The following is a 20,433-nucleotide window of genomic DNA, read 5'->3' on the forward strand; positions in this document are numbered from 1 at the left end:
GAGCGCTGCTCACCCGAGGACACTACTTCATCGATTGCCGGCTATTGGCCCATCTCCCGAACCAGGTATCCGGCACCGTCGATATTCTCCATTACCCAGAGAATGTAAGCGATGTCGACATGAATCGCCCGGGTGCTATCGGTGAAGTCCCAATCAGCATTGATGCTATCGTATGTTCCGTCAAATACGACTCCCACCAGCTCGCCGCGACCATTCATTGTCGGAGATCCTGAGTTACCGCCCGTAATATCTACGGTACTTAGGAAATTAACCGGTACTGAATCCAGCTGCTTTTCATAGTAGCGGCCATAGTTCTTCTTATCGATCGCTTCCATCAAAGCCTTGGGAGCATCAAAGGGGTCCTCGCCGGTATACTTTGCCTTAATACCACGCAATGTTGTAAAAGGTACAAAGCCTTGTTTACCGTCATTACCATCTGCTGCCTCTTTAATTGTTCCAGCTGGTGGCTCATAGCCTTTAACCAGGCCATAAGTCACGCGAAGAGAGCTATTTGCATCCGGGTAGACCGGCTTACCTAGGGAGTGGTAATAATCTATCAGCATCTCCATATACTGTGGGCGCAATTGAGCGAAGCGCCCTTTCATGGACTCCTCATGCTCTTCACGCGTAAGCATGTCTTCGTACATGGCCACTGCCAGCTGGATAAACGGGTCTTTGCTCTCTTTAAAGTCTTCAGGCTTTTTACCGATCCACGCTTCACGTACCTCGACATCGGAAAGCTCTGTTTCCTTATACATTTTGTCGAGAGTTGCCTCTAAGTCAGTATTGCCTTTGCCGATATTCAAGTAACGATCAAAGCTGGCTATACGCTGCTCCTTAGGGAGCGCCTGATAACGGTCCAGGAAGTAAAGCCAGATCTGTTTGTCGACTGATGGGTGATAGCTGCGCTCTATACGTCGCATGCCCTCTTTGAATCGGGTTAGATCCCGTTCCTGATAACCCGGCTTGCGCTCAGCATCCGGTTTTTCGTTCTCTTTGGCCAATCGATACAGTTTGCTCGCGGCACCCAGCATGGCTGAACGATCCATATAATCGATGGCCAGGTCCTGCTCACGGGTTGATTCTTTTTCTACAACCAGCGCCTCGAGATCATCGATCGTCGACTGGTATTTTTTCTCGCGGGCCTTGTCTGAATCCACCCAAGCTTGCAAATCTTTTTCCAGCTTTTCTTTACGCTGCAATAGATCGCTACGCTGGTAACCCTCCATCATGCCGGTAAAGTTTTTAGAGTAATTATTCAAACCTGCCACGAGGCTTGCATACTTTAACTCTGCATCTTTATTGTCGGCAGTTGCCGCACCAATCGTTTCCGACCATTCACCCAGCACCCGCTGCATGTTTGGGTAATACCAATTAAAGTTACTTTCCACTTCCTGGGCGGTGCGATAGCGATTAGTGCGGCCAGGGTAACCGGCAACCATCACAAAATCGCCTTCCTTAGGGCCTTTTGCCGCTACGGGCAGGTAGTGCTTGGGCTCGTAAGGGACATTATCTTTAGAGTAATCGGCCGGTTTACCATCTTTACCCACATAGGCGCGGTAGAAAGCGTAATCGCCAGTATGGCGAGGCCACATCCAGTTATCGATATCGCCGCCGAATTTGCCAATCGAAGACGCCGGCGCATGAACCAAGCGCACATCGCGGATTTCCAGCTGCTTGACCAGGTAGTAGTTCAAACCGCCGTAGTAGCTATAGACCTCACAGCGATGGCCCGGATCTTTTTCACACTCGGAAACCAGCGACTTCTCCGCTTCTTCGATTGCGGCAAAACGTGCAGCACCATCCATCTCATCTGTCAGGCGTTCGTTAACCTTGTCCGTTACTTCGTTCATTGCAACGGTGACGTAGACGCGGGAGCCCGGTGCAGCAGGCAGCTCTTCAGACAAATCTCCGGCCAGGAAACCTTCAGCCAGTAAATCCTTGGATTCAGTTGAATTGTATGAAATTGAACCGTAGGCGCAGTGGTGGTTGGTAATCACCAATCCCGTGGGGGAGACAAAGGAAGCGGAACATCCCCCCAGGCTGATCACCGCGTTCATTGGAAATTCGGTAAGCTTGGTCATGCTGGCTGGGTCCAGCTCCAGGCCATGAGTGCGAAGCTCTTTGGACAGCTCAGGCAACTGGTGAGGTTGCCACATACCTTCAGTCGAAACACTCTCTTTCTCTGCGGCGAGGCTGGCGCAACTCGCTCCAGCAAATAATGCAGCAGTTGCAACCCCGTAAACAATAGAATTATTTATTTTCATATTTACTCAGCAATATTTAAAAAATAACAGGTTAATTTTGGGTACTTCCCAACGCTAACCCTGTCTTTTCCGGTACACCGAAAATTCACTCATAAACACGGCAGGCTGACAGAGTAACACACCCTCCCCGGCTGCAGGCCGGCACGAAGCTGCACCCCTAGCTAAATCCTGCCAATCATTGCCATTATTTCCCTGGCTCCTCCACTAAAGTGGGATAAACCATAAATACACAATTGATATACTATATCATTTTGATTCAATCAAATCTGAGCAAAATGTGAATTACGACGACAGCAAGAAAGAAATCTGCGATAAACAGTTTTGCTGTTAAAAAGAACATCGCCGAATAATCTACTTGCGCCAGGCGGTGGGCAATACGCCTCACCAAGGTTCCCTCCAGCTGTCAGAACTCCCGATGAATTCGGTCTTCAAGCTTGATTCACCCCAATATTGGAAGTTGCTAGGATGACCACCCCCCAATATGATATGTTATATCATAACTTGCATTGAGGAGTGGGTAGTGCGAGTGAGGAATTTAGGTATTGCAGTGCCCGCCACAGCAAAGAGCAAAGCAATTAAAGCCTCTGAAAATAGTTTTTATTGGCCGAATTTACTTAATTGGAGATTAGTTTGAGCCTGACTGACTTTACAGAAAGAAGCCATGAGACACTTATCACACAAAATCCAAGTGCTGAACTGGCTCCGAAAGAGGAAGGACTGTCAGAGGCAGACCTGCCAAATACCCGTCGGGCCGTATCTGCAGATAATGGAGAAGTTTTAGCAGATATTTTCCAAGCTGATATCAATATGGCCATCTGGCAACGGGAACTGCCCAGTAGCATAGCCAGTGATTGCCGCACCCTCTTAAATAGTGGTGTACACCCCAACCGCAGGATTCTATTACCCACCTCCAAGATCGAGCGCCTCGGTGAAGCATTGCCAGAGCTTGCTCCCTACCCGCACTTGTGTGCTGATATCCAGCTACTGGCAGACATGTTCAGTTACCTATTTGAGCTAAGTGGAGTCGGTATTCGTTTAACAACCCTGAACGGTGCAATGTGCCCCAAGTTTCATGTAGATCGGGTGCCCTGCCGATTGATTACGACATATTTAGGTACGGGTACAGAGTGGCTGACTCCAGACTCTATTGACCCAAATACGCTCGACTTAAAGGCTAACCACGAATTCCCTCCAACTTCCATCAATCACCTGGCATGCGGCTCGGTTGCCCTTCTCAAAGGCGAACTCTGGGAGGGCAATGAAGGGGCCGGTCTAATCCACCGCTCGCCGAGTGTCGAGCCCGGCCAACTGCGACTGCTACTCACTTTCGATTTCGGGTCCGCCGACGAGTAACTAGCGTGCACTTGGACGTAAAAATCTTATAAGGAATAACTCATGAAACTTACTGCGAACCTTTTCGCACTGATGACCCTATCTAACCTGGCCCATGGGATTTCCGGCCAGGTATTAGATTCTTCTGGAGAGCCCATCTATGGCGCTAGTATTGAAGTCGCGGGAAGTAGACAGCAGGCACAAACAGATGCGCAGGGCCGATTTTCACTTGAGGTGAATACTTCACAGCTCCGCGAGATCCATATCAATGCCCCGGGGCACAGCCATAAGACAGTAATTTTACAAGCTGGTCAGGATGAGCCCCTGAAGGTTACCTTGCAACACACTGTTATCGAACAAATTGACGTAACAGCCACGCCATTACATGCTTCCACTATTGAATCAGCACAACCAGTAACAGTGGTAGCCGGTGGAGAGCTGCGTCGAAAACAAGCCTCCACTTTGGGAGAAACCCTCAAGAATGAAGTAGGGGTTCATTCCAGTTACTTTGGACCAGTAGCCAGTAGTCCCATTATCCGCGGACTCAACGGCCCCCGCGTTCTGATTACCCAAAATGGGCTCGATAGCGCTGATGCCTCCCGAGTTGGCCCAGACCATGTCGTCGCCACTGAGACCATTACTGCAGAGCAGATAGAAATCCTGCGGGGGCCTGCCACTTTATTTTATGGTTCAGGAGCCATTGGTGGCGTAGTCAATGTTGTAGATGAGCGGATCCCTACCTCTAGTGAAAACAGGACCGCTTACTCGCTGGGCAGCAATACCGTGGCAGATGAGCGCGAAGCCTCGCTGGCTCATACCGGCGGCAATGATCAGCTCGCGTATCACGTGGACAGTTTCTGGCGCAAAGGTGACAACTATGAAATTCCCACCTCAAGCGACTATGGCGAAGAATCCAGTGGGGTATTAGAGAACAGTGACTCAAAAAGCAAAGGGTTCAACATCGGTGGCAACTGGTTTTTAGATAATGGTTCAATCGGCCTTGCCTATGGACGCCTGGAGCGAATTAACAGTATTCCCGGGCACAGCCATTCGCACGCTGAAGAACATGAGGAACACGAGGAAGATGAGTCAGAGCATCATGACGAGCATGAAGAAGAGTTAGAAGTAGTCTCTGACTTGAAACAGGACCGCTGGCAATTGGCTAGCGAACTGTCACTGGATAACCCATGGTTGAGCGGCCTGGATGCCAGAATTGGCTACACAGACTACGAACATTCTGAGATCGAAAACAACGCTATCGGTACGACATTCAGTAATCAAACACTGCAAGCACGGGTCAACCTGCTGCTGCAAGATATGGCCGGCTGGCGTGGTGCAATAACCCTGGAAAGCAAAACCACCGATTTTGAAGCAATAGGCGAAGAGGCGTTCACTCCGCCGAGCACAACGGAAAGCTCAGCGATTGGGCTAATACAGGAAAAGCACACGGGGGAGCTCCTATGGCAGTTAGGAGCCCGAATCGAAAGAGTCACTATCGAAGCCACCGATGATGACTGGGAGGGGGGAAATCTCGATAAGTTAGCTTTTACACCCTATAGTTTTTCTGCCGGCTTGGTCTGGGACATTGCCGCTAATTACAATGCCGGCATCTCTTTTACCCACGCCCAGCGAGCACCCAGTGCCGCTGAACTTTTTTCTTATGGTCCCCATATTGGCACCAGCACCTTCGAAGTCGGCGCACTATTTAGACTGGATGACACAGAAGAGCCCTATTTTTACTACGAGAACAATGTTGAGGAAGAGGTTTCCAACAACATTGACCTCAGTTTTCGCCGGCATTCCGGAAATATCGGCTGGGTGCTGAATCTATTCTACAACCAGGTTGATAATTTCTACTACGAGCGAAATACGGGCTACACCAGCGAAGATATTGAAGAGCATGGTCACGATGAGGAAGAAGAGAGTCACGATCATGGCGAATTACCCGTTTATGTCTTCGATCAAGCTGATTCGACACTCTACGGGCTAGAAGCTGAATTTGCCTGGCAAATATCCAAGCCACTCACATTAACACTGTGGGGAGACACTGTTCGTGGAAAGTTAGATGACGGAGGTAACCTGCCTCGCATTCCACCTGCACGATTGGGCAGTATGTTAAGTTATAGCTCCAATGGATGGGATGCAGGAATTGAGATTACGCACGCGTTTGAGCAAAACAAAGTATCAGAACTGGAAACCAGCACCGCTGCTTACACACTTTTGAATACTGAGCTTGCATACACTTTTCAAGGAAGCCAACACGACCTCACCGTTTACCTGAAGGCTAACAATCTAACTGACGAGTTAGCTTACGTGCATTCATCCTTCCTAAAGGAACTTGCTCCACTGCCGGGGCGGAACTTTAGTGTTGGATTGCGAGGCATGTTTTAGTCAGGGAAAGGCTTTAGTCAATCAATCAAACCACCAGCAGTAATCATTGCCGGTGGTTTTTCCATTTTATAAATTGCCCTCAATAAGAACTTAGATAAATCCCTGCGTTTTCACAAGAACTTCCCTTAGGGCCCGTAGGCACCAAGAAAATAATTAGGAGTTATTATGACCCAGCCAGTAGTACCAGAGAATTTCAACGCTTGGCTACATTGCATTACGGTAGAGTGCGGCATCGAACTAACACCAGAATTTGTTGATGAGCGCATCAATGCACTGCAGGACAACAAGAATTACCACACCCGTAATTTTATTCTCTTATACGGGCAAGAACACCACCAGAAAGTACTCAGCTGGTTTAAACAAGTACGTGAAGGAATATAACCCCGGAGACAACCAAAAACCACCAAAAACAAAGGACACAATAGCCTCGACTGGCATTATGTGACTCCAGATTAATAGTTTTATAAGGAAATCCAAACACCCTACCCATCGATGCGGATAATTTAAGAAAGATTTACATCTAGCTATTACTCCAAGCTAAAACAACCATAGCGACCTCAACTCAACTGCCTTTACAAGCAACATGAAGCCGTTAATAACATCCAGAAATTGATACCAGAGATCACAGTTACTCAAACTAAAGATCTGAAACGGAAATTACGAAAATGAAACCCCTGATACCAAGTAGGGTTTTACGACTTGCCGCCCACAAAGCACGGCCATTTAATCAAAAAATATAAAATAAAGAGTCGCATCTAGAGATTGCCATTAGCCGACTAAAACACAGCATTACAAATAGCACTTTTTTCTAACAGTTAGGTCCGCCATTCATTTATCATGGCTTCAATGCGATTCATTTGGTGCATTAACATTTAGAAAACAACTTCTAAGCATAAAAATAAGGAACAAAAATGCCACTAATGACCTTAATCCCTGAGGGGCAAACACCAGGTAGAAGAACGCGTCTGTTAGCTGAGGCGATGGGAAATGCGAAACCCGCTTTCATGAACGGCACTCTGACAGGGCCAGAGCTTTCCCTTTATACAAAACTAAGCAGTTTGCAATGCTGGGACGCTGCGCTCTACTGTGCCTGGAGCGCCAAGGGTGTAAACTGCCCAAGTGTAACCATGGACAACAAAAACTATAATGTTACTGGTAACAATAACTACAATAGAATTTTTGGAGCCACCCCCAGAACCCGATCAGTTAATACTCTGCACGATTTAATGACCTTGCCGGAGGGCTGTTTCGTTGGTTTTCTATCAAATTTAGGAGTTATGAGACATGTAATGATTCATACCTCAAATGGTCATGGAGCAGGCAATAAAAGTGACTGTGTTTTTACTGATGGAAATACAGGCGGTTGGGAGCTACTAGATATGGCTCATTTTTTTGGTAAAGATAGTAATCATAACGGCAACTCCCATACAACCATGATATATATGCCGGTAACGGGGCAAGTAATTTAACTTTTCTCAAGAGTGGACGTATAGCCTATTGAGCTATTCTGCTTTTGACTGCATCAGTTCAGATTTGATCTGACAGTTACCGGTTTTCAAAAGGTCTTCTGTCAGGTCAACCCTGAACTACAGCTCTTCAGACAAGCACAAAATTAGATGCTATCTGATAAATTTCCAGCTTATAAGGCAAACTCTACCCTACTCCCACCTGGTTTTAAGGTGTAACTTTGGGTTTTCTTACCTCGATTGACATTTATAGTATTCACTTGATCCTGCTCAATTTCCATGAGCATTGATTGCTTAACACACAATTTTTTGCTGGAAATATCTACCAAAGGTATTTCCTGATATATCCAGATGTCATGAACATCGGACTCCACACCTACCCAATTGAGCTTCAACAACTCACCATTTTCCTGGCTAATCTGGAATCTTGAATTGACATAGCTCTCCATCTGTTTTTGTGCTTCATTCAATTCTTTACTGGCACTTATTGATAAGGCCTTTTCAATATCAGCAACAAAAAAACGATGGGAGACCTCCAGTGTTTGAGTGCGCTCGTTTACGGAGAGGTCGGTCAAACCAAAATGATAGCGATGTGCATTTGCCTGGAGTGTAAATATCGAGGTCGTTACTATCAACAAGAAGGAAAATAAAACTTTCATCAATTACTACCACAACACAATGAATGTTTCAGGTGGATACGTTAAGTAAAGAGCACTAAGTGCAGCTCTCCAGGCCCACTGCCGCAGAGCTGCACTTCTTCCAAGGCTTAATCTTCCTCTTTAAGCTCTACGTCCCAATCCTTCATCAAGTTACGCGGCTTCTCATCCTTAAATAGCTCCAGGCGAGACTTGATAATTCGGCGTGGGTAGAAATTGTTCTCCACATTAACATCTGCTGTTTCCCAGTGGGGGTCGAGCACTACTGACTTGAGTACCTTGCTCTTGTCCCGCACCAGCATTTTGGAAGTTTTCTTAGCATTGCGAGTCCAGATTTCCGCAGGGATACGTAAGTCCTCAATACTTCCATCTTCATATTCCAGGCGCAGGAGTAACGGCATTACCAGGCCGCCAATATTGCTAAAGTCCATTACATAGACATTGCTCTCTACTTTGAGCATGTCCTTTTCCCAGTCCTCAAGCCCTTCAAGTTGGCTTTGGTAGCTATTGCGGTCCGCATTGGAGACATCAAATTCATCGTGCTTGTTGTAGAAGTCTTCCAGCTCCGGCTTACCATCAACGATGCGAGTCAGCTTTCGTTCGCGGTTTTCAATTACAGTGATAGTGTCTGGCTCATTTTCATGCTGGGCCCGTTTCCAGGGACCTTCCACTTCAGGGTTCTTGGTGCCTACTGTGTAATGATGGACCGCATCAAGGCTGATATCGACATTATCGGTAGTATAGAACCAGCCACGCCAGAACCAATCAAGATCCATACCTGATGCATCTTCCATAGTGCGGAAAAAGTCCGCAGGCATAGGGCGTTTGAACTTCCAACGCTGGGCATATTCCCGGAAAGCAAAATCGAACAACTCACGCCCCATAATGGATTCACGCAGGATATTCAGTGCAGCTGCAGGCTTACCGTAGGCATTGTTACCAAGCTGAAGCACAGATTCCGAGTTCGTCATAATCGGAACCTGGTTTTCACTCTTCATATACTCGACAATTTTTCGTGCATCGCCACGGCGGGATGGATACTTCTCTTCCCATTCCTGTTCAGCCAAGAACTGTACGAAGGTATTCAGGCCCTCATCCATCCAGGTCCACTGACGCTCATCAGAGTTAATGATCATAGGGTAATAATTGTGCCCCACCTCATGAATGATCACAGAGATAAGCCCATACTTGGTGCGGCGAGAGTAAGTACGCTTGCTGCGGTCCTCCTCATCAATTTCAGGGCGCGGACCATTGAAGGTGATCATGGGGTATTCCATTCCCCCCACAGGGCCATTGACGGAAATAGAGACCGGATAGGGATAGTCAAAACTGTAGCGGTTATAGATATCTATTGTATGAATAATGGACTCTGTTGAGTACTTGTCCCACAGTGGAGTGCCCTCTTCCGGGTAGAAGGACATAGCCATCGTATCGGTTCCACCCTTCTTGTAACCCTGTGCGTCCCACAGGAATTTACGTGACGAAGCCCAAGAAAAGTCACGTACATTCTCAGCTTCAAATACCCAGGTTTTACGCTTATTTGAACGACTTTTTTCGTTCTCCAGCGCTTCATTCTTAGTGACAATCATCACAGGCTTACTGGCTACTCGAGCCTTTCTCAAACGCTCGCGCTGCTTGGAGGTCAATACATCCTTGGGATTTTGAAGAACACCGGTTGCAGCAACGATATGATCTGCTGGCACTTCAATAGCAACGCGATAATCCCCAAACTCCAGCGCAAATTCGCCGCGTCCCAGGAACTGCTTGTTTTGCCACCCGCTAACATCGTTATATGCAGCCATACGAGGGAACCATTGGGCTATCTCGTATAAGTAGTTATCGTCGCGCTCAAAATATTCATAACCGGAACGCCCACCCAGTGCTTTCTGCTCAATAACCTTGTAAGCCCAGTCAATCTGGAAACTCACGCTGGAACCTGAGGCCAGAGGCTGGGGCAAGTCAATTCGCATGCCGGTATCGACAATAGTATGGCGAAGCTCCCTACCCCGAGTGTCAGCCACTTTAGTAATCTGGTATCCGCCTGGGAATTCACCGGATACTACTGCACGACGAAAACTCTTAAATGGAATGGTGTCCGGTTCAATAGCTTCCATATCAACCGGCGTCGCCAAATTACCAGAGGAATTTGGCTTGAAGCGATTTTGATCCAGTTGCACCCATAAGTAACGCAGGGTATCCGGCGAATTATTGGTGTAAGTGATGGTCTCTGAAGCAGTGATCAGTTGCTTATCATCGTCTAGTGAAACCTTGATATCGTAGTCCGCCTGCTGCTGCCAATAGGCATGACCAGGGGCTCCCGACGCTGTTCGGTAACTATTCGGTGTCGGCAGCAGTTCCTCCAGCTGGCGGAACTTATCACCGGTTACATTTAGGGGATCTGCGGCAAAGCTGCCCGAGGTTCCGGACATAGCAAGCCATGCCACAGTTAAGCGGCCGAGTAATTTTATATTCATTGGTTTACTTCAGAGATTTACGTCAGATTAAAACTTTACGGAATACGGCCGCGAAAAAATGACCGAATTTATGCAAAAATTTCTAATAAGCCAGGCCAGATTTGAATACCTGGCCATATAGCTATTTGGATTCGTAAAACACTTTTGTTTCGGTACCCTGGTTATCCGCCAGGGCAGCGATCCAGGAGCTCTCCATTGCATCCCAATCCAAACGCGCTTGGTTAATCGCCTCTACCCGGCTTTCCAATGTGTCATCCAGCTCTAAAACTGTAAGCACTTTGTCAGCCTTATTAAATCCAAATACACCTTGCTCGGTAATAAATACCCCCTTGATTCTCTCAGCGTCAGTGCCACTGAATAGTGAAAAGAGCGCATCATAATCAAATATAAATTCAGGGCTAAAACGCCAGCCACAGCTGTAGTAACCCTCTCCGCTATTCTCTGAGCGGAGATAGCCACACTCCGGCAATAGCTCAATCTCATCCGCCGCCTGAGTTACTGGGTGGTGGTGGTCACTCCCCGACGAGACCTGAAAACTGCAGGGCAGTTGGAGCCAATCCAATTCGATACGCCCCTGCTCCACCACTTGCAGCGGTTTTTCAGCGCCCTCACCTAAGAACGAGAGAAATCGCTGAAGGTTTTGCAAGTCTTCGGGGCCGTAGAGATCAGACTTATTAGCCACTACCAGATCAGCAACTTCTAATTGCTGCCGAAAAGTCTCACTGCGTAAGTAGCGGTCGTCTTCAATACAGCGAGCATCGACCAAAGTTAGCGTACCGCGAAGGTCCAACACACCGCCGCGCACTGCATCAGACAAAGCCGCCAGCACCTCTCTAGGGTGCCCCAGGCCCGTCGGCTCAATTATTAATCGATGGGGCCTGGCCTTAGCCAGTAACTGGTTTAAAGCGACCTGCATCGGCAAACCAGCAGCACAGCACATACAACCGCCAGGTACCTCTCGAATATAAATATTGCCTTCCTGTTCTGGTTCAAAAAGTGCGCCATCAACGCCCACTTCTCCAAACTCATTGACCAGAACAGCCCAGCGCTCATCAGCGGGCTTACTTTCCAGGAGATGCCGGATAGCCGTTGTCTTGCCGACGCCCAAAAAACCAGTGATAACGTTGGCAGGTACCCCGCGTATTAACTGACTAGCTGCCACTAAGCTGCATCCCGGCTGCACTCATCACAAACACAATCCAGCTCCAATTGGGATGTCTGGAGATGATATCCAGCACTTTCAACCGTATCCCGCAATGCATCAATGACTTCGGGCCTAATGCCAATTTCCCGCACTTTGCTGCAGCGATTGCAGATTAAAAACTGTGGAGTCTGGTGGCTGTGGTCACAGGCAATATGAGCACAGGCCAGGTACTTGTTTTCTGAATTGAGTTTGTGAACCAGGTTCTCTGCTGCCAGAAAGTCCAGCATTCGATAGACTGACATGGCGGGAATTGAGTCGCCAAAGTCACCATTGTAATGCTCCGCTATTTCATAGGCAGAGAGCGGAGTTTTTGACCGCAACAACACGGTAAGAACGTTCTTACGCTTTTCAGTCAGGCGGGCACCTGAACTGCGACAGGTTTGTTCCGCCACACTCAGGGTCTGTTTGATTTGGGATGCTTTCATAGCCTATTTCATTTGCAATTTGTTGTCTTTACCAGTGAGCAGTTCAGCCCCCTGACGACCGGAGCTGATCCATTGCACTGCAATCCCATGAATACCGGGAAACCTCTCAAACAGGGTAACAATGACACTGTTGAACTCTGCCAGATTATCACACTTGAATTGGTAACTAGCACGGAAACCACTGTGCACTGAGTTGTCACTGGTAACTTCTGCGCTATATGGCGCCTTAACTTCCACACTTAAGGGATGGCACTGAGCACCGACAAACTCCAAAAAATGGTCTGGCTTGGATAGATTAAAAGCAACCTGTTCTAACAGCCGCTCTTGAGCATCGTTACGTGGCGCATGCTCAAATCCCACCAGGTCGACTGTGGGCGACTCCAGCTCGACACTGATTCTGTCTGCTTCGGCCACCAGGTACATCATCGCCTTACCGTGAACATGGCTTCCCACCTCTGCAGCCACCGGGCCAGCCCAAAAAAACACAACGAACAATGCTCCTGCAAGCCTCATGATCTTCACCTATTCGACAAGAGCGCCCCGATAAATCAAGCGCTGATTTACCCAGTGGGCAACAATCAATAAGCCTGCACCAAGAACACTGGCAACTAGCTCCCATACCCCCTCGATATATAGCGCACCAACCAATAGCAATGCCCCGGAGAAACCAACAATCATTACCGCGTAGCGCTGATGGCGTCGGCAAGAGGCTGGGAAGCTGGCCAAGGCCAGAATTACCACGGGTACAAGCAACAGCAAATGGAGAAACTGGTCCTCTTGTAAAGCACCCAATATCCCCAAACCTCCCAATACCGGTAACAAAGGAGTCAAAAGACAGTGCAGCAAGCAAAGCCCAGAAGCCAAAATTCCTAAAGTATCTCTCACAACAATCCTTTTAATCTACGAGAACCCAAGACAACCACATACACTTCAGCCAACATGATGATATGTTATATCATCAATTTAATATTTCAAGTCAACGTGAGCTATGGAACAGGGGATTCATGGAATGCCAAAAATCAGTGAGCAAGAACTGCTGGGGATGCCCGCCTCAGACTATATGAACGAAAAACAACTATTCTTCTTCCAGCATCGTCTAATGGAATTGAAAAGCGACCTAATGGCAGAGGTTGAACAGGGACAGCAGGCTATTGCAACCACGAACCTTGCCTTAGCTGATGACCTGGACCGAGCGGCCGCAGAGCAGGAGAACCAGCAACACCTACGCTTTACCGGCCGCAAGCATCTACTTCTGCGCAAGATCCAGCGGGCATTAGAGAAGATTAAAGATGGCACTTACGGGTACTGTGAGATAAGTGGGGATCCGATCGGTTTGCAGCGACTGCTATTAAGGCCCACTGCAGAACTCTCTTTTGAAGAAAAAAGTCGCCAGGAAATGCTGGAACGCAACTACAGCAAGCAAAGGTAAGCACCATACTCGGCCTCACGCTTTGCTGTGACTAGATATAACACGGTAGCACCTTGAGGAATGGAGGTTTTCATGCTGCCTTAGAGGATAGCCGACAGCCTTCTCAACCAAAGAAGGGGTTTAGTGGTCACTTTAGTTATTCGGCAAAACCCTAGACTCCCAACATAAGTGGCACACGCTAGCCTAGAAGAAGTACAAGCCGGCTCAAGTAATTAGTACTCATCTTGGGCGTACGCTGGTTCGAAACACAATACCTCAGCAGACTCCTAAGCCCCCTTCGCAAAACAAGGGCAAAAGTTGGAAAAGCCCTAAATTATGAACGAAGTACCCCCCAGAGCAGGTTTACAGGCAGAAGAACTGGTTGCCTATATGGCACATATCAAAGGCAAGAGAAAAACGAATAATCCTGCGAGTAAATTACGGCAACCTCCTAAAGTCAAAAACCATGAAAACCAAAGTATCTCTAATTAAAGTACTCTCCATTACCTTAACATGCTTAGCTACTTCAGCCTGCTCCCAAAGGATCGCAAGCTTTATAGACAACGCTGAAGATTATTCTTTTAACAACAGAATAACTGCCGATCAAATTAAAGACTTAGACTTCAAAAAAGACAAATATTGCCCACTGCAAAAAAAGAACTGTATTAGCTATTACTATGCTCCACCTTTAACCGATAACAAACTTCAGTACTCCGTAAAGCATGGAGAAGGCGACAAAGAGAACAATGTTAAAATCGATTTAACCAGAAACTCTATGGAGCGGAGTTACGATGGTACCGTAATCTTATTGCATGGATTTCGCACCTCCAAAGATTTTATGATCAATTCAGCTTTATACTTCCGTTTTCTTGGGTTTCAGGTTGTTGTTCCAGATCTTCTCGGTCATGGTGATTCAGGTGGCAATAAAAAATACGGAGTGGATGACAGCAATTATATTAACCACCTCATTGACAATTTAATTAAAGAGGGCGTCATTAAAGATGAGGATATTTATATTCTGGGAAATTCGATGGGTGCATTAACGGCAGCCCATATTTCTTTCCAACGACAAGACATTAGTGGAATTATCCTTTCGGCCCCAATGCCATCATTTGATGAAGCTGTGTACAATTATGCAAAACGTGACCACCCACTACTTAGCAAAATTATCCCTGAAAAAGACTTTCGCAAGGGTGCAATTCTGGCTCTAGAGAAAGCCAAAATCAATCTGGATGACACGAAGATAATACCACTCCTAAAGTCCTCCAAGGTTCCAACACTACTAATACTCTCAGATTCAGACCAAATATCTCCTTATGTGGATTATGAAAACTTGAAAAAAGACAATGTAACGTTAATTAAAATTACTGGCAGATATCACCCAAGCATGAATACAATAGGAGAAGTCGAACATAAAGAAATTATTAAATGGCTTAACAGCACTCAAAGTTAGTTACACAAAAAATTGAGAACAAATTCCTATTTTATCTTTGATGTCAGTTTAGTACTATTCCGTCGCCCCCCTTACAACCTTGCGCATCCCACGAGAGCTACCACCTGAAGTAGAAACCCCTTGTCAGACTTTCAAGTAGATTAATGCTCTATGAATTGCTCCACAAGCTTATGGTGAGCTTGACTAGATTGGAGCACCTCACTTGACTGCCGCCTGGATAAATGTATTTGTTTCCGCACACACCCTCTCTCTGTATATATTGAACACCTCAAATATACACAGAATCATCTACTTTACCTAAAAGGACCGCTCCAAGAACGCTGTTGACAACCAGCCTCCGGAGAAGTAGTGGCTACTTTTCAAGTAACCACAGACATCGACATAATAACTCTATTAAGCATTGTACCAAGGTGGAACGATCCACTGACCAAAGTGCCAGTCGCGAGGTACAAATCTTCCATACCCTTGCCCCAATCGGTCGGGCTTATTATTGGTAGGGTTCATTGCCCAACCCTCTGCCAAAGTGACATGGACACCATGTATTCTACACATTGCGATAAATTCTCTAAAAGCCTGCAAAGTTTGAATAACCGCTTCACTGCGAGCAGGAGTAAATGCAATAAGGGGTAAATCTATATCGTTCACATATGGGCGTGCGGCTTCATCACTGTGCCATAGTACATTTCTTCTGGGGAATGGCCCCCACTGGCCAGTTCCAGCTCTCGGGCTGCGGATACCACCGATAGTGGAATTGAGAGTCTGACTTACTTCATAAATCCGATTAGTTATATTACCCAGCTTGGTGCCTTGCCTGTGAGTAGTGAAATTTCTCTCCAATTGATTTTCGATATGCTGGCGCTGCGACCAAGCTTGAGCAGTGCCGAGAATACGGCGATCATCTCCATATCGATCAAACTTCTTTGCGCCCCGCTTAAATGGCCAGATAGCAAACAGATCATAATCTCCAGTAATCGCGTTGAGGGGATGCTCATTTCGAAAATGACGATGCTCAACAGGGTTAGTCATTGCCAGTAGCGGCTCATACATATCCTTGTACTTAGTGTCATACTGAACAACAATGTTGCCACGCTCCTGAATAAAGCCTGACTGCCTACTTTTTTCCTTATCAATATAGACACCCCACATGTCTCCCAAGCATGTGTTAACCCTGATAAGTGAGTAATGAAAAGTAATGCCACTGAGGTGGCTGGCTATACCTTCGTAACGATCTTGAGTTTTTCTTGTAACATTGATCTTTCCGTTCTGAATCAGCCAATCAACCCGTTCCTGATGCAAGCGAAGCGGTGTTGTTGATGCAGTCCATCCCGCGCCAGAGTTGTTATCAGTGAATGCCTCTTGATGCTGGGCGCGGTTATAGGCCGCTTTTCTCATCCCGTGTTTATTTAACCGGGGGTCTCGTAAAACAAAACCAGCCATCGGCCCCCAATCACATGACTTCCCATGAATCCTAAATCCCTTTGTATCATATCCCTGCTCAAGTAATTGAGTACACGTTGGCCCTGTTGCGCGAACGATGATAACGCAACGATGAGAAGCGGCCGTTGACTTAAATGCATCAGCATGAGTTACAGGGCAACCTATAAGGTTTTGGCGTAATGCAGCATTGTTAAATATAAGATCCATATATCAACTTCCTTTTTTTGGGGGCTTACACTTGAGTCTAATTAAGTTACACAAACATAAGTCACCGGATAAATTTGGGGAGCTTTGTGAAAGCAATAAATTAATGGGCAAGAATCCTAAGAAATTATTCTGGCCTACCCTCAATACTGGAATTCTAACTTTCACTAATAAAGACGAAGGGTTAAAACTCCATGGCCACCTTTTTAAACCTGTATCTATTTATAAACCAATATCCGTGAACTTAAACTGAACCAGACTTGCGAGCTTTAAAAACTTAAGCATTTCGATTTCCGGACTCTTTCTATGCCCTATCCTGTATGTACAAATACATGGCCAAAGCATCATTATCTATTACCCCAAATGAGCTCCAAGCCCCAATAGCCTCTCAGTTTAAAAGTTACATAGATTCCACTTTCTCGGCTTTAGAATTTGGTCAGACATTTTTAGATTTTGGTCTTTTAAATATAGGCATGTAGAGAAAAGACGCGCGTGGATTGCTCGGCGCAGGAAGCCTAAAAACTCGTAGCCACCGGCAGCTTATACCTAGAGAGCCTCTGCCCGGTAATTCTTCTCACTGCAAAAGCAGATGCCATTACGTAACATTTAAGGTTGCATGAACGCCTTCACTCATGTAACTTTTAATGTTTCTAGAGGTTGGGTTTGCAAAATTAGTCTCTGACGCTTTACGTTACCAAAGGTGCTGCAAATGACTGACAATTTAGAGATATATAACTTTTCCTGGGCGCTCTATCCGCGCAGGATACATATCTACCTTTCCGAGAAAGGGTTGGATATCAAATCAAGGGAATATGACCCCAAAGTCGAGAAGAAATGGCCCCCGCCGGAGGTACTGGAACTGAATCCCTATGGCAAACTTCCAATCCTTAAAATAGATAATGAAAATTCAATTACAGAATCCCTCGCGATCATTCACTATCTAGAGAAAGTATTCCCAAACCCAAGCATGATCGGGGAAAATGCGATCGACTATGCCAACGTTATTAGGTTAACCACCATGGCAGATGAAGCCAACACAATTTTGGCAATCTGGAACCATAACATCAGCCCGGTATTTCAGGAGCGAGAACTACAGTTTAAAGATGCCGGATATAGTGGAGCCTACTATTTCATTAAACGACTGGATGTATTAGAGACCGCTATCAATGAAAGTCACGAATTTATTTACGGGAACTCCCCCACTATTGCCGACTGTGTCACATTCCCTTTAATCATGTTCCTGGATGAATTTTATGATGTAAGGCTGCCCCGTCGTTTCAAGAAGCTCAATGCCTGGTATAAAAGGTTTAAAACGAGAGATAGCATTACTCAGCAAAACTATGTCGATCAATACCCAGATTCGCTATTAGAGCTTTCCAGGGGGCTGGAAAAACAAGGGGGATTTTTCTTGGAAGACATTTGCAACAAATTAGAAAAAGATTTATTGAATTAGCCTTACATACCCTCTGAATTCTATAGATAACACTCAAAGCTTACCGATATAGATCAGAATAAAGTTGTAGCCCAAGTGAGGAAGTCTAATTTTCTCTAGCTTCCTCATTCTTTAATCAGCCAGTTTATCGCCCCCAGATCGGAGGATTTCCGATTTTTTCAATGAGAAAATCAATAAATACTCGCACTTTGGATGTTAGAACATTGGATTTGGGGTAAACGAGCCAAATCGCCGATTGATCACTTATATGATATCCAGGGAGTACTCTCACCAAGGAACCCTCATTAAGTTCGGCCTTAATATTCCAAAAAGAACTCATACAAATCCCTACCCCGAATTTTGCAGCTATACGCATACTGGCGCCATCATCACAAATCACTCGGGGTTTACTGTTAGAGGGGGGGAATTCATAAGTGCTCCGATCACTCATTGATATCAGTTTTCTTGGCTTTGAATTAATAAAGGCCAACAGCTGATGCGCAACAAGGTCTTGTGGTTTTTCAGGAATGCCGTATTTATCCAAATAACTGGGAGAAGCGCATAGAACTCGTTTATCATCCGCCAGCTTCCTACCAATTAAACTGCTGTCTTCAACCGCATAATTGCGTAGTGCCAAATCAAAGCCGCCCTCGATAAGGCTGACTTGTGTGTCTGAGAGCTTCAGCTCTATGTTGACTCCAGGATACCTTTCCAGGAATTCAGGCAGGATAGGCGCGATAAAGCGCTGAACGAAAGTGCTCGATGCCGCAAACCTGAGGGTTCCGCTCACGGAGGAATTTCCACGCCCCAGCGCAGCAAAAGCCGCATCCTCTTGTGCGATGATCTCCCGAGCAAAAGGCAGGAACTCCTCCCCCTCTATCGACAGAGAGACCTTGCGGGTAGATCGATGAAATAGGTCCGCCCCCAAATGAACTTCGAGCTTGGACAAGCGGGCACTGGCAACAGAGGGAGCCAATCCAAGCCTCCGCCCCGCAGAGCTTATATTCAGCATCTCCGCAGCCAGTACGAATAGCCGAACCCCATTTGTATCCACTTATTATCTCCAAAAACCGAATTCTGATTCTATTTATACGCCGTTTATACATAGATTCCAATGCTTTAGCCTTTAATCACAGATCGAGCCAGCGTCGATCGATGACTGGCCTAGGCTTTCTGGGAGGTAAAAGATGAGTGTAAGAGTGCTTATGAACGGCGGCGCAAAAAATGGCCAGGTCCAAGCCGCTGATAGTGATCTAGTTAGCACCTTTGGCCGCCAAGCCTCTCCTAACCGAGAAGCATAGGAGCTACCTCAGTGCACTCTCAACACCAAGCTCAAGGTGGCTCTTTTGCTAGTATCAATGCCGGTTACAACGCTGTATTTAGGCCAGGTAAGCTCACGGTGGGACTTGTGGTTCCCATAGAGAATTACGCCACGAATCCGGTTCCAACAATGCTTAATCATGTTGAAAAGGTTCGGCTTGCGGAAGAACTGGGGTTTAGTGCGATTTGGCTTAGAGATGTCCCCTTCAATGTGCCTTCTTTTGGCGATGCGGGTCAAACTTTTGACCCATTCGTCTACCTTGGGCTGCTCTCAGGCCAGACATCGAAAATTGCCCTCGGCGTAGCCAGCATCATTTTGCCCTTACGTCACCCAGCGCATATCGCAAAAGCTGCTGCCTCTGTTGATCAAATCTCAGGCGGGCGCTTAATTCTAGGGATCGCCAGTGGCGATCGTCCGGAAGAATATCCTGCGATGAATGTTTCATATCAGGAGCGAGGGAAACTGTTCCGGGAGAGCTATAAATATATTCGCCGTGTAGCAGAGCCCTACCCCCAACTTCAGAGTTACTTTGGAGCAATTTCGGGCGAACTAGACATATTGCCCAAACCAGAAAAAACAAAGCTGCCTTTATTGATAACGGGCTCCTCTCAGCAGTCCCCAGACTGGCTCTTTAACAACGGGGATGGTTGGATCACCTATCCTCGTCCACATATCGCGCAAAAACAATTTATTGGCCAATTGAGAGATAACTCTGCCATTAACAAGCCAGTGATGGAACCTCTCTATATTGATATAACTGAAACTCCGGATGCCCTACCACACCCCATACACTTGGGATATCGACTGGGAATTAACCAATTATATCAATACCTCAAATCGCGAGAAGAGATCGGAGTTAACCATGTTGCTCTTAACCTCCGATTTAACCGGGTAAATATTGAAGAAATACTTGGAACAATTTCGGAATTAATTCTCCCACATTTTAATGAAAAGGAATAACAA

17 protein-coding genes are annotated in these 20,433 nt (G+C 46.4%); 8 read left to right on the plus strand and 9 right to left on the minus strand.

The features are described 5' to 3' along the window. Positions 1-41: 41 nt before the first annotated feature. A complete protein-coding gene (locus tag ACJJI1_RS20425) occupies positions 42-2,267 on the minus strand; it encodes a S46 family peptidase (protein ID WP_444957836.1) in 2,226 nt (741 codons plus the stop codon). Positions 2,268-2,897: 630 nt separating this feature from the next. Here ACJJI1_RS20425 and ACJJI1_RS20430 point away from each other — a divergent pair. The 4 genes from ACJJI1_RS20430 to ACJJI1_RS20445 all read left to right on the plus strand — a co-directional run bounded on the left by ACJJI1_RS20430 (position 2,898) and on the right by ACJJI1_RS20445 (position 7,459). Then, the gene (locus ACJJI1_RS20430; protein ID WP_444957837.1) at positions 2,898-3,620 is read left to right on the plus strand and encodes a DUF1826 domain-containing protein; all 723 of its coding nucleotides are present in this window, start codon (positions 2,898-2,900) and stop codon (positions 3,618-3,620) included. Positions 3,621-3,662: 42 nt separating this feature from the next. Continuing rightward, positions 3,663-5,990, plus strand: a complete 2,328-nt coding sequence (locus tag ACJJI1_RS20435) for a TonB-dependent receptor (RefSeq protein WP_444957838.1) — start codon at positions 3,663-3,665, stop codon at positions 5,988-5,990. Positions 5,991-6,155: 165 nt separating this feature from the next. Next, positions 6,156-6,371, plus strand: a complete 216-nt coding sequence (locus tag ACJJI1_RS20440) for a hypothetical protein (RefSeq protein ID WP_413662157.1) — start codon at positions 6,156-6,158, stop codon at positions 6,369-6,371. A 530-nt stretch (positions 6,372-6,901) separates the two neighbouring features. Beyond that, on the plus strand, positions 6,902-7,459 hold the full coding sequence (locus ACJJI1_RS20445) for a hypothetical protein (RefSeq protein WP_157953999.1): 558 nt from the start codon (positions 6,902-6,904) through the stop codon (positions 7,457-7,459). Between the two features lie 170 nt (positions 7,460-7,629). Here the strand turns inward: ACJJI1_RS20445 and ACJJI1_RS20450 are convergent, their stop codons facing one another. From ACJJI1_RS20450 to ACJJI1_RS20475, 6 genes are all read right to left on the minus strand, one after another. Beyond that, positions 7,630-8,115, minus strand: a complete 486-nt coding sequence (locus tag ACJJI1_RS20450) for a DUF6702 family protein (RefSeq protein ID WP_444897483.1) — start codon at positions 8,113-8,115, stop codon at positions 7,630-7,632. Positions 8,116-8,222: 107 nt separating this feature from the next. Then, positions 8,223-10,586 carry a M1 family metallopeptidase gene (locus tag ACJJI1_RS20455; RefSeq protein ID WP_444957839.1) on the minus strand — a complete coding sequence of 788 codons (2,364 nt, stop codon included), beginning with the start codon at positions 10,584-10,586 and terminating at the stop codon, positions 8,223-8,225. 121 nt (positions 10,587-10,707) lie between these two features. Next, positions 10,708-11,748 (minus strand): CobW family GTP-binding protein, encoded by a 1,041-nt coding sequence (locus ACJJI1_RS20460; protein WP_282933006.1) that lies wholly within the window; start codon positions 11,746-11,748, stop codon positions 10,708-10,710. Next, a complete protein-coding gene (locus ACJJI1_RS20465) occupies positions 11,748-12,215 on the minus strand; it encodes a Fur family transcriptional regulator (protein WP_282933007.1) in 468 nt (155 codons plus the stop codon). Before ACJJI1_RS20465 ends, ACJJI1_RS20460 begins: the two co-directional genes overlap by 1 nt. A 3-nt stretch (positions 12,216-12,218) precedes the next feature. After that, positions 12,219-12,728 (minus strand): ZrgA family zinc uptake protein, encoded by a 510-nt coding sequence (locus ACJJI1_RS20470; protein WP_282933008.1) that lies wholly within the window; start codon positions 12,726-12,728, stop codon positions 12,219-12,221. A 9-nt stretch (positions 12,729-12,737) separates the two neighbouring features. Further along, entirely contained in the window at positions 12,738-13,100 is a 363-nt protein-coding gene (locus ACJJI1_RS20475; protein WP_413662162.1) for a MerC family mercury resistance protein, read from the minus strand. A 124-nt stretch (positions 13,101-13,224) separates the two neighbouring features. Between ACJJI1_RS20475 and ACJJI1_RS20480 the strand changes: the two genes are divergently transcribed. Together ACJJI1_RS20480 and ACJJI1_RS20485 are read left to right on the plus strand one after the other, a co-directional pair. Next, positions 13,225-13,644, plus strand: coding sequence for a TraR/DksA family transcriptional regulator (locus ACJJI1_RS20480; protein ID WP_444913174.1), 420 nt, complete (start codon positions 13,225-13,227; stop codon positions 13,642-13,644). A 445-nt stretch (positions 13,645-14,089) separates the two neighbouring features. After that, positions 14,090-15,076: an alpha/beta hydrolase gene (locus tag ACJJI1_RS20485; RefSeq protein ID WP_444957840.1), complete on the plus strand. Its 987-nt coding sequence runs from the start codon at positions 14,090-14,092 to the stop codon at positions 15,074-15,076. Positions 15,077-15,469: 393 nt separating this feature from the next. Here ACJJI1_RS20485 and ACJJI1_RS20490 read toward each other — a convergent pair whose 3' ends face one another. After that, positions 15,470-16,720, minus strand: a complete 1,251-nt coding sequence (locus tag ACJJI1_RS20490) for an anthrax toxin-like adenylyl cyclase domain-containing protein (protein WP_444957841.1) — start codon at positions 16,718-16,720, stop codon at positions 15,470-15,472. A gap of 706 nt (positions 16,721-17,426) precedes the next feature. On the opposite strand from ACJJI1_RS20490, the gene ACJJI1_RS20495 reads away from it, so the two are divergent. Next, the gene (locus tag ACJJI1_RS20495) at positions 17,427-18,170 is read left to right on the plus strand and encodes a glutathione S-transferase family protein (protein ID WP_444908139.1); all 744 of its coding nucleotides are present in this window, start codon (positions 17,427-17,429) and stop codon (positions 18,168-18,170) included. A gap of 124 nt (positions 18,171-18,294) precedes the next feature. On the opposite strand, the gene ACJJI1_RS20500 is transcribed toward ACJJI1_RS20495, so the two are convergent. Then, complete coding sequence (locus ACJJI1_RS20500; RefSeq protein WP_444908138.1) at positions 18,295-19,203, minus strand: LysR family transcriptional regulator; 909 nt, start codon at positions 19,201-19,203, stop codon at positions 18,295-18,297. Positions 19,204-19,461: 258 nt separating this feature from the next. Between ACJJI1_RS20500 and ACJJI1_RS20505 the strand changes: the two genes are divergently transcribed. Then, complete coding sequence (locus ACJJI1_RS20505) at positions 19,462-20,430, plus strand: LLM class oxidoreductase (RefSeq protein ID WP_444917282.1); 969 nt, start codon at positions 19,462-19,464, stop codon at positions 20,428-20,430. Positions 20,431-20,433: the final 3 nt, after the last annotated feature.

It is taken from the genome of Microbulbifer maximicatervae (SeqCode), assembly GCF_052467065.1.

Bases quoted from the DNA above. Each gene is read 5' to 3' on its own strand.
- ACJJI1_RS20425 (WP_444957836.1), bottom strand. From the start codon at position 2,267: ATGAAAATAAATAATTCTATTGTTTACGGGGTTGCAACTGCTGCATTA.
- ACJJI1_RS20435 (WP_444957838.1), top strand. From the start codon at position 3,663: ATGAAACTTACTGCGAACCTTTTCGCACTGATGACCCTATCTAACCTG.
- ACJJI1_RS20440 (WP_413662157.1), top strand. From the start codon at position 6,156: ATGACCCAGCCAGTAGTACCAGAGAATTTCAACGCTTGGCTACATTGC.
- ACJJI1_RS20445 (WP_157953999.1), top strand. From the start codon at position 6,902: ATGCCACTAATGACCTTAATCCCTGAGGGGCAAACACCAGGTAGAAGA.
- ACJJI1_RS20450 (WP_444897483.1), bottom strand. From the start codon at position 8,115: ATGAAAGTTTTATTTTCCTTCTTGTTGATAGTAACGACCTCGATATTT.
- ACJJI1_RS20455 (WP_444957839.1), bottom strand. From the start codon at position 10,586: ATGAATATAAAATTACTCGGCCGCTTAACTGTGGCATGGCTTGCTATG.
- ACJJI1_RS20465 (WP_282933007.1), bottom strand. From the start codon at position 12,215: ATGAAAGCATCCCAAATCAAACAGACCCTGAGTGTGGCGGAACAAACC.
- ACJJI1_RS20470 (WP_282933008.1), bottom strand. From the start codon at position 12,728: ATGAGGCTTGCAGGAGCATTGTTCGTTGTGTTTTTTTGGGCTGGCCCG.
- ACJJI1_RS20480 (WP_444913174.1), top strand. From the start codon at position 13,225: ATGCCAAAAATCAGTGAGCAAGAACTGCTGGGGATGCCCGCCTCAGAC.
- ACJJI1_RS20485 (WP_444957840.1), top strand. From the start codon at position 14,090: ATGAAAACCAAAGTATCTCTAATTAAAGTACTCTCCATTACCTTAACA.
- ACJJI1_RS20490 (WP_444957841.1), bottom strand. From the start codon at position 16,720: ATGGATCTTATATTTAACAATGCTGCATTACGCCAAAACCTTATAGGT.
- ACJJI1_RS20495 (WP_444908139.1), top strand. From the start codon at position 17,427: ATGACTGACAATTTAGAGATATATAACTTTTCCTGGGCGCTCTATCCG.